Annotated in this window: 15 protein-coding genes and 1 tRNA gene; 4 read left to right on the forward strand and 12 right to left on the reverse strand. The window is 30.2% G+C overall.

The genetic code is table 11. The features are described from left to right. Positions 1-14 precede the first annotated feature (14 nt). From BTO07_RS11085 to BTO07_RS11095, 3 genes are all read left to right on the forward strand, one after another. Positions 15-881 (forward strand): M23 family metallopeptidase, encoded by an 867-nt coding sequence (locus BTO07_RS11085; protein ID WP_087521288.1) that lies wholly within the window; start codon positions 15-17, stop codon positions 879-881. Next, the gene (locus BTO07_RS11090; RefSeq protein ID WP_087521289.1) at positions 881-2380 is read left to right on the forward strand and encodes a GH3 auxin-responsive promoter family protein; all 1500 of its coding nucleotides are present in this window, start codon (positions 881-883) and stop codon (positions 2378-2380) included. The genes BTO07_RS11085 and BTO07_RS11090 overlap by 1 nt, the downstream gene beginning before the upstream one ends. A 98-nt stretch (positions 2381-2478) precedes the next feature. Further along, positions 2479-2928 carry a 6-pyruvoyl trahydropterin synthase family protein gene (locus BTO07_RS11095; RefSeq protein WP_087521290.1) on the forward strand — a complete coding sequence of 150 codons (450 nt, stop codon included), beginning with the start codon at positions 2479-2481 and terminating at the stop codon, positions 2926-2928. Positions 2929-3163: 235 nt separating this feature from the next. Here the strand turns inward: BTO07_RS11095 and BTO07_RS11100 are convergent, their stop codons facing one another. From BTO07_RS11100 to BTO07_RS11120, 5 genes are all read right to left on the reverse strand, one after another. Then, positions 3164-3916 carry an LVIVD repeat-containing protein gene (locus tag BTO07_RS11100; RefSeq protein WP_087521291.1) on the reverse strand — a complete coding sequence of 251 codons (753 nt, stop codon included), beginning with the start codon at positions 3914-3916 and terminating at the stop codon, positions 3164-3166. A gap of 4 nt (positions 3917-3920) precedes the next feature. Beyond that, entirely contained in the window at positions 3921-4412 is a 492-nt protein-coding gene (locus BTO07_RS11105; RefSeq protein ID WP_087521292.1) for a hypothetical protein, read from the reverse strand. A gap of 126 nt (positions 4413-4538) precedes the next feature. After that, on the reverse strand, positions 4539-5168 hold the full coding sequence (gene pth / locus BTO07_RS11110) for an aminoacyl-tRNA hydrolase (RefSeq protein ID WP_087521293.1): 630 nt from the start codon (positions 5166-5168) through the stop codon (positions 4539-4541). A 72-nt stretch (positions 5169-5240) separates the two neighbouring features. Further along, positions 5241-5843 (reverse strand): 50S ribosomal protein L25/general stress protein Ctc, encoded by a 603-nt coding sequence (locus BTO07_RS11115; RefSeq protein WP_087521294.1) that lies wholly within the window; start codon positions 5841-5843, stop codon positions 5241-5243. A gap of 17 nt (positions 5844-5860) precedes the next feature. Next, on the reverse strand, positions 5861-6802 hold the full coding sequence (locus BTO07_RS11120; RefSeq protein WP_087521295.1) for a ribose-phosphate pyrophosphokinase: 942 nt from the start codon (positions 6800-6802) through the stop codon (positions 5861-5863). 124 nt (positions 6803-6926) lie between these two features. Between BTO07_RS11120 and BTO07_RS11125 the strand changes: the two genes are divergently transcribed. Then, a tRNA-Leu gene (locus tag BTO07_RS11125) sits at positions 6927-7008 on the forward strand. Between the two features lie 73 nt (positions 7009-7081). Here BTO07_RS11125 and BTO07_RS11130 read toward each other — a convergent pair. The 7 genes from BTO07_RS11130 to BTO07_RS11160 all read right to left on the reverse strand — a co-directional run bounded on the left by BTO07_RS11130 (position 7082) and on the right by BTO07_RS11160 (position 13747). After that, the gene (locus tag BTO07_RS11130) at positions 7082-8119 is read right to left on the reverse strand and encodes a glycoside hydrolase family 43 protein (RefSeq protein WP_087521296.1); all 1038 of its coding nucleotides are present in this window, start codon (positions 8117-8119) and stop codon (positions 7082-7084) included. An 11-nt stretch (positions 8120-8130) separates the two neighbouring features. Beyond that, positions 8131-9567, reverse strand: coding sequence for an MFS transporter (locus tag BTO07_RS11135; protein ID WP_087521297.1), 1437 nt, complete (start codon positions 9565-9567; stop codon positions 8131-8133). Positions 9568-9580: 13 nt separating this feature from the next. Then, positions 9581-10729 carry an endo-1,4-beta-xylanase gene (locus tag BTO07_RS11140; RefSeq protein WP_087521298.1) on the reverse strand — a complete coding sequence of 383 codons (1149 nt, stop codon included), beginning with the start codon at positions 10727-10729 and terminating at the stop codon, positions 9581-9583. Positions 10730-10740: 11 nt separating this feature from the next. Next, positions 10741-11718 carry a Kelch repeat-containing protein gene (locus BTO07_RS11145; protein WP_157663332.1) on the reverse strand — a complete coding sequence of 326 codons (978 nt, stop codon included), beginning with the start codon at positions 11716-11718 and terminating at the stop codon, positions 10741-10743. Between the two features lie 210 nt (positions 11719-11928). Then, the gene (locus BTO07_RS17610) at positions 11929-12282 is read right to left on the reverse strand and encodes an aldose epimerase family protein (protein ID WP_087521300.1); all 354 of its coding nucleotides are present in this window, start codon (positions 12280-12282) and stop codon (positions 11929-11931) included. A 13-nt stretch (positions 12283-12295) separates the two neighbouring features. Beyond that, positions 12296-12979, reverse strand: a complete 684-nt coding sequence (locus tag BTO07_RS11155) for an aldose epimerase family protein (RefSeq protein WP_087521301.1) — start codon at positions 12977-12979, stop codon at positions 12296-12298. 6 nt (positions 12980-12985) lie between these two features. Further along, complete coding sequence (locus tag BTO07_RS11160) at positions 12986-13747, reverse strand: ThuA domain-containing protein (protein ID WP_087521302.1); 762 nt, start codon at positions 13745-13747, stop codon at positions 12986-12988. Positions 13748-13752: the final 5 nt, after the last annotated feature.

A 13752-nucleotide genomic window follows, 5' to 3' on the forward strand; every position in this document is an offset into this window, starting at 1 on the left:
TCAAATAAATTTTTGTGGCTAAAAAGGATAAAAAGAAAGGGAGATTTAAACAAAAACTAACTGATAAATACAGATTGGTTGTTTTAAATGAAGACACTTTTGAAGAGCGTTTTTCATTAAAACTATCCAGGTTAAATGTATTTGTTTTTGGTGGTATTTTTTCCATTTTATTAGTTGCTGCAACCATTGTATTAATTGCCTTCACACCTATAAAAGAATACATTCCAGGTTATTCATCATCGAAATTAAAATCTGATGCTTTAAAAGCTACTTTAGAAGTGGATTCTCTAAAAACAAAATTAGCTTTTTTAGAAAACTATACAAAAGCATTAAAACCTGTTTTAACGGGTGAAATTGAAGCTGAAAGTATCGACTCTATTCTAACTGAAGCTAGACATCGTTTAATTAATGAAAGTGAATTAAATGCAACAAAAGAAGATTCTTTATTTAGAGAAAAAATAGAAAGTGAAACTCGTTTTTCATTACAAAATAATGCTCAAAGCAATGTTAAAATTGTCTTTTTTGCACCTTTAAATGGTCTTATCTCTCAAGGTTTCGATGCTACTTCTAAACATTTTGCTGTAGACATTACTGCAAAAACAGGCGATCCAATAAAAGCAACTGCAGATGGTACTGTTATTTTTTCTGGCTGGACTATTGAAACTGGTTATGTTATCATTTTAAAACACGCTAAAGAATATATTTCTGTTTATAAACACAATGGAAATTTACTAAAAGAACAAGGAGATTTTGTAAAGTCTGGTGAAGTAATTGCAACTGTAGGTTCTACAGGAGAATTATCAACAGGACCACATTTACATTTTGAACTTTGGAACGGTGGTTATGCCGTAAATCCAACAAATTTTATAGATTTTAAATAATGAGTATCAAATCTATTTTTGCAATTCCGTTTGCTAAAATCGCGACGAAAAAAGTCTACAAATGGGCTAATAATCCGCATAAAACACAAGAAAAAGTTTTTAAAAATTTAATTTCTAAAGGAAGTAAAACAGCTTTTGGAAAAGATCATAATTTTGATGAAATATCTAATTATGAAGATTTTAAAAAACAAGTAAAAGTTACAGATTACGAAGGTTTAAGAAAATATGTAGATAGAATTGTAGCAGGAGAATCTGATGTTCTTTGGACAGGGAAACCGCTGTATTTTGCAAAAACTTCTGGAACAACTTCTGGCGCAAAATATATACCAATTACCAAAGACTCAATGCCTACGCATATTAAAGCAGCAAAAAATGCGATGCTTTTTTATATTGTTGAAAAAAATGATGCAAGTTTTGTAAACGGAAAAATGATTTTCTTACAGGGAAGTCCTGTTTTACAAGATAAAAACGGCGTAAAATTGGGTAGATTAAGTGGTATTGCAGCACATTATGTTCCTAATTATTTACTTAAAAATCGTTTACCAACTTGGGAAACCAATTGTATAGACGATTGGGACACCAAAGTAAATGCAATTGTAGAAGAAACCGTAAATGAAGATATGTCTGTAATTAGCGGAATTCCTTCTTGGGTACAAATGTATTTTGAAAAATTAATTGAGAAAACAGGGAAATCAGTTTCAGAATTGTTCCCCAATTTTAACTTCTTTATTTATGGAGGGGTAAATTTTGAACCTTATAAAAATAAGTTCGAAAGTTTAATTGGTAAAAAGATAGATTACATCGAATTATATCCTGCTTCAGAAGGATTTATTGCATATCAAGATTCTCAAACTGAGAAAGGAATGTTGTTACAATTAGATTCAGGGATTTTCTATGAATTTATTCCTGCAACTGAGTTTTTTGATGAAAATCCGACAAGAATTTCTTTAAAGGATGTAAAAATTGGAGTGAATTATGTCATCATTCTAAATACAACTGCAGGTCTTTGGGGTTATAATATTGGTGATACTGTAGAATTTACATCAACAAAACCTTATAGAATTAAAGTTACCGGAAGAATAAAACATTTTATATCCGCCTTTGGCGAACACGTTATTGGTAAAGAAGTAGAAAAAGCGTTAAACGATTCTATTTTAGGAACACCAATAAATATTAGTGAGTTTACAGTTGCGCCACAAGTAAGTCCAGAAAATGGTTTACCTTATCATGAATGGTTTATTGAATTTGAAAATGAACCTGAAAATTTAGGTGATTTTGCAGCTAAGATTGATGCATCAATGCAAGCCCAAAACATCTATTATGTAGATTTAATTAAAGGAAAAGTGTTACGTCCTTTAGTTATTAGAAAAGTAAAAAAAGGTGGTTTTCATGAATATATGAAATCTATTGGTAAGTTTGGAGGACAAAATAAGATTCCGCAATTATCTGATAACAGAAAAATTGCAGATGTTTTAGATAATTTTTTAGTTGAAGAATAACAAAATACAAACAAAATGGGAGGAGATTTTTTATTTATAGGATTGGCAATAGGATTAGTTATTGTTTACTTTTACAACAAATTTAGAAACAAACGTTAATGAGCACAATTAGAATTACCAAACAGTTTAATTTTGAAACAGGTCATGCTTTATATGGTTATGATGGAAAATGTAAAAACGTTCACGGACATTCTTACAAGCTTTCTGTAACTGTTTCTGGAACTCCAATATCTGACAATACAAATGTAAAATTTGGAATGGTTATAGATTTTGGTGATTTAAAGAAAATTGTTAACGAAGAAATTGTAGATGTTTTTGATCATGCAACAGTATTTAACAAAAACACGCCTCACGTAGAATTAGCTAAAGAATTAATGGACAGAGGTCATGAAGTTTTATTGGTAGATTATCAGCCAACAAGTGAAATGATGGTAATTGATTTTGCTGAAAAAGTTAAAGAAAGACTACCTGAAAACATCAAATTACATTCTATAAAACTACAAGAAACAGATTCTAGTTTTGCTGAGTGGTTTGCAAGTGAAAATTAATTATTCACTTAAAAAGTAAAATAACGGCTAATTTTGAAACAAATATATGTCTTGCTAGACAATAATTAAAAAAATATTATTTTATAAAAAAAGCTATCTTTAATAGATAGCTTTTTGTTTTTTAAACAATGTAAATTGATTGAGAATTACTTATTTCCATTCAATTTATTAAAGATTTGTAATGAATTTGTTCTAAAAAAAATATTATTTTTCACAACATCACTCAAATAAAATTTTAAAAAGTAAACGTACTTATTTTCTTAAAGTTAGTAATATCAGTATCATTTAACTCATATTGATCTATACTAAAGTCTGAAATAATAAAAGCATGATTATTTCTAATAATAATATCAATAGCTCCTTTAGTAGGTATTTCTTCTAAATATTTTGAATCCGTTGGATCTGAAACATCAAAAATCTTTACAGAATCATCACAAACTAGAAGATAATTAGCACCAAACAAACTCAACCCTTTTGGCTCTGTTAAACCCCTTGTGTTTAATAATATTGGATTTTCGATATCTTCTATATTATAAGTTTTCAGTTCATTTACTATTCCTCTACAACTAGAATTACTATGAAGTGTTACGTATGCATTTTTATCATTTGCAACTACAGGGTCGCAAGCTCTAAAATGTGTTGATTGCGATAGTAATTTTGGTAACTCTTTATTAGAAACATCATAAATATACATTGCATCTTGTGAGCCAATAAATAAGTAATCTTTAAAACTAAAGAGTGTTTCTATATTAAAACCAACATCAATTGTATTAACTTTTACTGGATTTATTGGATTGCTTACATTAAAAACAGATAAATTATAAAAGTCTACTGTATATAAATATTCCCCTTTTAAAGTAAAAGTTGCCAAAGAGCCTCCTTGTCCATCTCCAGAAACATTATTTGTTGAATTAGAATCTGATGATTCTTGGCTACATGCAAAAATCAAAAAAATAACAGATACTATTGTTAATAATTTCTTTTTCATCTTTTTATTTTTTAATCCAATTTACAACCACTTTATTGTTTTCAGAAAAATATTCTCCATCAGGAGAAAGCAATTCTGGAAAAACATTTTTTAATCTTTTATTGACTTGGAAAGAAAAATCGTTAAAATTTAGTGTTAAAACCACTAAATCTGTAGCTTGATTAATGTATAATATATTGTTTCTAACAGCAATATCTGTTGCTCCTGGAATCTTTAAAAACTTCTTTTTAATAGGGTTAGCAGTATCTGAATTATCGAATATATGAAACCCCGTTCGTTTGTCATTTATAAAAATATAGTTATTTATAATATAAATTTTAGAAGATGTAACTACTTCTTTTTCTTCTTGAATAACAATTGAACTTTCAAAAACATCTCTATCTAAAGTAACTGGATCATAACTAGATACAAAAATATTATCAATAGGTTCATCTTCTCTATTGTAAAAACAACTTGTAAGAGAAAAACATAACATAATTAAGACTAACTTTTTCATAACGTATGTGTTTAATTCTATTCTTCTACTAATATATATTTTATAGATGAGAAAAAAACAAAATGGTTGCGTGAATTACTGTTAAAAATTTGTTTTTGAAAATAAGTGTTCTAAATATATAATGGATTATTTACCATTAAAAGTATTCATAGTATTTGCCAAACCCTCAGTACCAAAAGAGGTTATTATTTTTGCAGAAGTCGGTAAACGCTCTATTAACTGGCTAATCTCTTCTTTATTCCATTCTCCAAGCACAAAGTCTGCTTGTCTTCCTTTACTGTAATTACCACCAACACCAAACCTAAAACGTGCATATTGTTGGGTATTTAATTTTTCTTGAATATCTTTTAATCCATTGTGCCCACCAGCAGAACCTTTGGCTTTTAATCTAATACTTCCAAAATCTATATGTACATCATCTGTGACTACTAAAATATTTTCTATGGATATATTCTCTTTTTCCATCCAATATTTCACTGCTTTTCCGCTTAAATTCATAAATGTACTTGGCTTTAACAGGATAAAAGTTCTGCCTTTAAATCGGAATGTAGCAACATCACCTAGCTTTTCAGTTTCAAAAGTCACCTTGTTTTCTTCTGCAACTTCATCAAGAATTTTAAACCCGATGTTATGACGTGTATTTGTATACTTTTCGCCAATGTTTCCTAAACCAACAATTAAAAATTTCTTCATCAATTCTTCTTTAGTTTCAACTTTTGTTCCAAATAAATTAGAAAAGAAGTTTTTTAAATCCATTTGGCAAAAATACTAAAATAAAAAAAAGCGTTACAGACTTGTAACGCTTTTTGTAAATTATGCTTGCAAAAATTATTCTGCAGCAGCTTCTGTAGCTTCTTCTGTACCTTCTTCTTCGTCTTCTGCAGTTGCATTACGAGAAGTTCTTACTTGAACAACAACAGTGTTATCTGGGTGCATAAATGTATACGCATCATTTACTATTGAAGATACCAATAATTTACTTCCAATTTTTAACTCAGAAATATCTGCAGTTACAAAATCTGGTAAATTAGATGGTAAAGCTTTTACTTTTAATTTACGGTTAGTAAAACGTAAAGAACCACCATTTAATACTCCCGGAGAAGTACCAGTTAATCTTACAGGAATCTTCATTGTAATTTCTTTATCATCAAATAATTGATAAAAATCTACATGAATAATTCTGTCTGTTACTGGGTGAAACTGAATATCTTGCAATACTGCTTCTACTTTTTGACCATCAACATCTAAACTTGCTGTATAAACATTTGGAGTGAATACCAAGTTTTTAAACGCTTTTTCTTCTGCTGAAAAGTGTATTGGTGTTTTTCCTCCGTATATAACGCAAGGAACCATACCAGCATTACGTAAGGCTTTAGTTGCTACTTTACCTACGCTTTCTCTTTTTGATCCTTTAATCGAAATTGATTTCATTACTTTTATTATTTTATTTACATTAAAAATTGTCCACTAATTGAAGTATTGTCTTGCACTTTATGCATAACATCAGCAAATAATGGCGCGCAAGATACTACTTTTATTTTAGAAGTTACCTTCTTTAAAGGAATTGTATCTGAAACAATTAGCTCTGTTAACCCAGAGTTTTCTATTTTTTCATAAGCTCCTCCAGAAAGTATTGGGTGTGTACAAATTGCACGAACACTTAAAGCTCCTCTTTCCATCATTAAATCTGCTGCATGTGCTAATGTTCCTCCAGTATCAATCATGTCATCAACTAAGATTACATTCTTTCCTTTGACATCTCCAATTAACTCCATATGCCCTATTACATTTGCTTTTTTACGCTGTTTATAACAAATTACAACATCACAATGTAAATGTTTAGAATATGCATAAGCTCTTTTAGAACCACCCATGTCTGGGGAAGCAATTGTTAAATTATCTAAGTTTAAACTCTCAATATATGGCATAAAGATTGTTGAAGCATACAAATGATCAACTGGCTTTTCAAAGAAACCTTGAATTTGATCTGCATGTAAATCCATGGTCATAATTCTAGTTGCTCCTGCAACCTGTAATAAGTTTGCAACTAATTTTGCTCCAATAGCAACTCTTGGCTTATCTTTCCTGTCTTGTCTTGCCCATCCAAAATATGGCATTACTGCTGTTATATGTCTTGCAGATGCTCTTTTAGCAGCATCTATCATTAATAACATTTCCATTAAATTATCTGCTGTTGGAAATGTAGAACCTATTAAAAAGACTCTTCTTCCCCTAACAGATTCTTCGAAAGCTGGCTGAAATTCGCCATCACTAAAGTGAGTTGTAATTACATTTCCTAATTCAGCACCATATACTTTAGCTATTTTTTCTGCTAAAACGGTACTTTGTGAGCACGCAAAAAGTTTTGGTGCTAATTGATTTGTAGGCATTTAGTTGTTTTTTTGTTGTGTTGTTGTCTAAATACAAAAGTAGAAATTATTTTTTGAGTTTCGATTTTATTTTTTGACTTTAAAATAAAATAATTTAATACATTTGCAATCGTATTTATTACTTGCTCAAGTGGCGGAATTGGTAGACGCGCTGGATTCAAAATCCAGTTCTTTCGGGAGTGTGGGTTCGATTCCCACCTTGAGTACAAAGGAAAAACCTCAACTTTTATAGTTGAGGTTTTTTCGATTAACACTTATTCTTCAATTATATATAAACAACTAATCGTTATAAGGTTCTATTGTTTGTATTGTTCCGTCTGAATTATAATTAATTTCTATAACTTTTACAGAACGTAAATGAGTAACTCCTTTCGATAAACTAGAATCATGATAAAACAAATAATCTTTCCCATCAACATTACAAACAGAGTGGTGAGAAGTCCAACCTACAACTGGTTCTAAAATCTTACCTGCATATGTAAATGGTCCATAAGGATTATCTCCTATAGCATAACAGATAAAGTGCGTATCTCCTGTTGAATATGAGAAGTAATATTTTCCATTGTGTTTATGCATCCATGCTGCTTCAAAAAAACGTCTATCAATATCTTTTGCTAATAATAACGCTCCATTTTCATCAATAATTTCTATTTCTTTTGGCTTTTCGTCATATTCTAACAAATCATCTGTCATTTTAGCTACAAAAGGCAATAATGCAGGTTCATTATCTTCAGGAATAAATGCTGTTGGACTATCTGGTTGCTCTGCATTAAATTCACCTGATCGCCAACGCTGTAATTGTCCACCCCAAAGGCCACCAAAATACATATAACAACTTCCATCATCATCTTTAAAAACTGCAGGATCTATAGAAAAACTACCTTTAATTGCTTCTGGTTGTGCTTTAAATGGACCTGTTGGAGAATCACTAACAGCAACCCCAATTCTAAAAATATCATCATGTGCTTTTGCAGGAAAAAACAAATAATATTTTCCATCTTTTTCATTAGCATCTGGTGCCCACATTTGTTGTTTTGCCCAAGGAACATCATCTACATGAAGTGCCAAACCATTATCAACAGCAAGACCATCAATACTATCCATAGAAATTACATGGTAATCTTCCATCGCAAAATGGCTTCCTAAATCATCAAAAGCTTCTCCTGCATCAATATCATGAGATGGATAAATATATATTTTACCATCAAAAACATGTGCAGATGGATCTGCTGTATAAATATGAGATACTAATGGTTGTGAAATGGCTTTCTTATTTAATTCATCAAAATTGATGTGTTCTATACTTTTTTCTGGCATTTTATAATTTTTTAAGCGGTTCTTCTTTCGTTTAACTCTTTTTCAATTTTTAATTCCATCTTTTTATCAATTTCATAGAAAAACAATAATCCAACTCCTATTAAAAATGGAATTGCAGGAAAAATACTGATTAACATTTTTGTTCCATGAATTGCACTTTCTACTTGTGAATCTGCTTTTGGAACATAATTGTACAATCCTAAAATCCATGCAACTAAAGCACTACCAATACTTAAACCTCCTTTTAACCCCACCATCATTGCCGAAAAAATGATAGCAGTTGCTCTACGGTTGTTTTTCCATTCAGAATAATCAGCTACATCTGCAATCATAGCCCAAAGAATGGGTATTGTTATTCCGTAGAAAAAACCATGTAAAATTTGTGATAAGAAAATCAATCCAATAGACTCTGGAGAGAGAAAATAGAAGAAAATAATAAACAATGTTGATATAAATAAAAATGTTTTAAAAACATCTCTTTTCCCATATTTATCAGCTAATTTTTTAGACAATCCAATACCAACCATCATAAAAATAATTCCTCCTGCGTTGAACAATCCAAAACCTGCAGAAACAGGATTTTCTCCAAAGAAATTAATACCAATACTTGATAAAAAATCTAAAATAGGACTTATAAAACTTGTTAATTCTTTCTCATCTACAAAATTGTTAAAATAATAAACGTAAGAGCCACCTTTCATTGCCAATGTAACAAAGACTAACGTTGTTAAAACCAACATAATAACCCAAGGTTTATTTTTAAATAAATCTCCTAAATCTTCTTTTAAACTTGACTTCTGTTCTGGTTTAGGTATAATACGTTCTTTTGTGGTAAAGAAAGTAATTAATAACATTACGGTACCTATAACTGCTAGCCACGTCATTACTAATTCAATACCAACTGCTTTATCTCCTCCACCAGCAGTTTCAATAATTGGTAACATAAATACTTGCACAAAGAACTGAGCAAACATTACAGCGACAAATCGATAGGAAGAAATACTATTTCTTTCTCCCATATCACCTGTAATTACACCACTTAAAGCTGAATAAGGTAAATTATTTGCTGAATATAATAACAGTAACAAAGTATACGTTATGACTGCATAAATAACTTTTCCTTTGTATTCAAAATCTGGTGTTGTAAAAGCTAAAATTGCTGTTACACCTAAAGGTATTGCAGTCCATAAAATCCAAGGTCTAAACTTACCAATTTTAGTATTTGTTCTATCTGCAATAGCTCCAATAATTGGATTAAAACCAAAAGCTGCTACAAGACCAACTGTCAATATTATTGCAGATGCATGATTTGATTCAAGACCATAGATATCAGTATAGAAATATGCTAGATAGGTCATTAAAGTTTGAAAAACTAAATTGGCTGCTAAATCTCCAAGAGCATAACCTACTTTTTCTTTTACTGATAATTTTTGTGAAATAGTTGTCATAATTTAGGAGCTGTTATTTTGCCTTATTTTTAAGAGCAATTACATTATTATAAACTTCCTTTGGTTTATTATCTCTACCAAAAAGTAACGGATAGTTTGTTCTACCATTTATTGGCCAATCATTTAACCAAGACTGTCCATCATTAACTCCCCAAAATGTAACACGACTAATTTTATCTTTATGTTTTAAGAAAAGATTGAAAATATCTTCATATCGTTTTGCTATTTTTTGTTTTGCTTCTTCTGTTAATCCATCTACATAAGGATCCATTTTAGGATCACCTTCATAACGCTCATAACTTTGTTCTACTGCTGCTCCATCCAATTCCCATGGATTCGGCAAAGCGGTAACATCTAATTCTGTGAACATTACTTTTACACCCAAGTCTGAATATGCAATAATACTGTTCTCAATATCTTCTATTGATGGTCCTTCTATACTCCAATGAGCTTGCATACCTACACCATCAATCTTAATTCCTTTTGCTTGTAAATTCTTTACAACTCTAATGACTCCTTCTCTTTTTGCTGGTTTCCACAGATTATAATCATTGTAAACTAACTCTGCATCTGGTGCTGCTTTTGCAGCTAGTTTAAATGCTAACTCTAAATAACTTTCATCTCCAAATAACTTATAGAAAATTGATTCTCTTGGAGTTCCATCTTCATTTAAAGCTTCATTAACTACATCCCAAGAATCAATTTTACCTTTATATCTTCCTGCAATTGTATTTATATGTTTTGTAATCTGATTTACTAAAGTGTCTTTGTTTTTTATCTCATTTACCCAAGGAGCCAATTGACTATGCCAAAGCAAAGTATGCCCCACAACGTGCATATTATTTTTTTTACCGAAAGCAACATAAGCATCTGAAACCTCAAAATTATAAGTATCTTTTTCTGGGTGAATTTGCTCCCACTTTAAATCATTTTCTGGAGTAATTGCATTAAACTCTTTAGTTATTAAAGTCGTCTGTTTTGCATCTACTTCTTTAATTTGACCAGTATTAAGAGCTGTACCAATTAAAAAATCTCCATTATAACTTTTCTTTAAAGAGATTTCAATTTCTTGATTCTGAATCGTGTTTTCTTTTTTTGCCTCTTTACAACTTAAAAAGCAAATTGAGAATAAGAGTAAAGTTGAATTTATTTTATTAAACATATATATTGTATTTATTTGTAAATTTCTATTGATGTTAATTCTGGCCCACCTCCTTGATTTCCACTTCCTGAAGCGATATAAATTTTATCGTTTAAAACAGCAGCATTTGTTCCGTGTCTCCCTATATTTAAACTTGGCTTTTTCATCCACGTTTTATCCTTTAAATTAAAACTAAACATTAATTTATTGGCTTCTTTTTTCGCTGTTTCTCCTCCGAGAAAATAAAGTTCATCATTTAAAACAACAGTTCCACTTCCTGCTGCAGGATTTGGTAATACTTCTTTAAATGTGCTCCATTTATGAGTTGAAAAATCGAAATAATCAACCGTGTTTATTGCTGTTTTAAAGAAGGCTGCAAAGTTATCATCTTCATGATAGCTTGTATTTCTACCTCCTAAAGCAATTAAATAATTCTCTAAAACAACTGCAGAACTATGATCTCTTTTAGTAGGTGAATTTGGTAAAACTTTCCATGTATTATTTACAGGATCATAAACATCAAACATTGATGAAGTACCACTTGTATGCCCATTAACAATACCATTTGTTATGTATATTTTATCATTAAAAAGAACGACACCTGCTCCACCTCTTCTTCTTTCTAAAGGAATTTCAAAAACAGTTTGCCAAATATCTTTTTCTGCATCAAACTTATAAACGTGAGTTAAAGGTTTTTCTAAAGGATAATTACCAGTTAAACCAGAAACAATATAAATACTACCATTAAAAGAAACTGGCGTAATATGATTCATTTCTATTGGTGTTTCATTTAATGACGACCATGTATTGTTTGCTGTTGTAAATTTATCTACTGGTCTATCTCCTCTTCCACCAATTAAATAAAGTGCATTTTTATGGGCAACAAAACCACATTCATGTCTTGCAGTGCAATTTCCTTTAGCATCAATAACGTTCCATTTAGGATTGCTATTACAACCGAAAATAAAAACGGCAACGAACAAGTATTTAAATATATTTTTCCTTAACAAAATCTAACTATTGTATGTTTCTCTTAATGCGATTAAGTGAATTTTTAATATAAATTGATAAACAAGTCATTGTATAAAAAACGCCTTGTTAGTTGATTAAAATTAGCTGTAATCTGTAGATTTATATAAAACAAATACTGCTTTTAGTAAAACAATTCTTGCATTACAATAATTAAATTCTATTTTAAAAGGTTTGATAATGTGAAGCAATCATTTACCAACACTAAACTTATAAGTAGTTCTTGAAAAATATTTTTCTCTTGGAAGTAATAACGTTGATGGAAAGTTTGATTGATTAGGACTATTTGGAAAATGTTGGGTTTCTAAACAAAACGCTGCTCTTTTTTGATATAAAATACCGCCTTTACCTTCTATATCTTTTAGATGATTTCCTGAATAAAATTGCACTCCAGTTTCTGTTGTATAAACCTCTAAATTTCTACCAGAATTTTCATCAATGACCTTTGCTACAAAATCAGAATCAACCTCATTTAGGACAAAATTATGGTCAAAACCACTACCTAACTCTATTTGTTTATGCTGTTTTTTTAAAGCTTTCTTTATAGTTTTTAAGTTTCTAACTTAAAAGAGAATTCCTAACATTTTCTAAATTACCAATAGGAATCATTTTTTCATTTACTGGTAAATAATGATCTGCCTTTATTTGAAATAAATGATTTTCTATTGTGTTGTTAAAATCGCCCGATAAATTAAAATAAGAATGGTTTGTTAAGTTTACAACAGTTTTTGCATCCGAAACTGCAAAATATTCTATTTGTAATTCATTTTCATCGGTTAATGTATAAACAACCTTCACTTCTAAATTACCAGGAAAACCTTGATCTAAGTGTTTTGACAAATAAGTTAACTCTAAACTAGATTCTGATATTTGTTTTGCTTCCCAAACAACTGCATGAAAACCTTTTTCACCTCCATGTAATTGGCATTCTTCTTCATTTTTAGCTAACGAAAACTCATTATTATCTATGCTGAATTTACCATCAGCAATTCTATTTCCATATCGACCAATAATAGCTCCAAAAAAATGATCAGGCTTTTCTAAATAATCTTTTGCAGAGTCGTAGCCTAAAACAACATCTTTAAAAACACCATTTTTATCAGGAACAAAAAGGTTTACAACCCTACCTCCATAATTGGTAATCTGACTAACAATTCCGTTCTTATTTTTTAAGGTAAATAATTTAATTCCTAGTTCTTCAGAACCCGTTGAGAACTTATCAGCATCTATTAATTTTATCATTTTTGTTCAGTCTTCTTTATTTTTCTTTGAAACCCAATAAATACCTCCAAAAATATGGTTTAAGAAGTTTTTGTCTTTATACGATTCTGGTTTATGACCTAAAGCTGTATAAAACGATCTTCCTCCTTCATAATCTTGATACCATGAAATAGGATGCAACTCTCCCATGCCTTTTAACGGAATGTCATTATAACCCGCAGTAAAATCATAAGAAGCTTCATCAACAGTCAATAGAAAATTTAGTTTATCTAAATTCATGTTTTTAAAGTTATACCATTCATCACTACGAAGCCATTTATTTGGCAGATGGCAGGTTGCTGGAAAATCATTATTCTCAACTTTTACAATTGCGGCTTGCAATTTTGGATGATTCACAAATTTCGCTCCAACAAGCCCATCAAACCAAGAATTATTGTTTTCACCATCTGCTGTTCCGTGAATACCAACAAAGCCTCCGCCTCTTTTCATAAATGCTTTTAAAGCAATCATATGCTTTGTCTTTAAAGAATCGGCATTGGCGTTCATAAATATTACTACATCGTGTTTTGGTAATTTCGTTATAAGATCATTTGGCCTTTGTGTCCAATTAAATTTAAACTGATGTTCTTTTGCCATTTCTTCAAAAGCCTGAATAGCAACAGGTATAGTATTATAATGCCAATCATCATGTTGGGTAAACAATAAAACACTAAACTGATCTTGAGCCATGTTTTTTTGAGTAATTAAAATGGTTAGAAGTAGTAGTGCAAGTAATTTCGATTTTAACATAATTA

The sequence above is a fragment of the Polaribacter sp. SA4-12 genome (assembly GCF_002163675.1).
Lineage (GTDB): Bacteria > Bacteroidota > Bacteroidia > Flavobacteriales > Flavobacteriaceae > Polaribacter.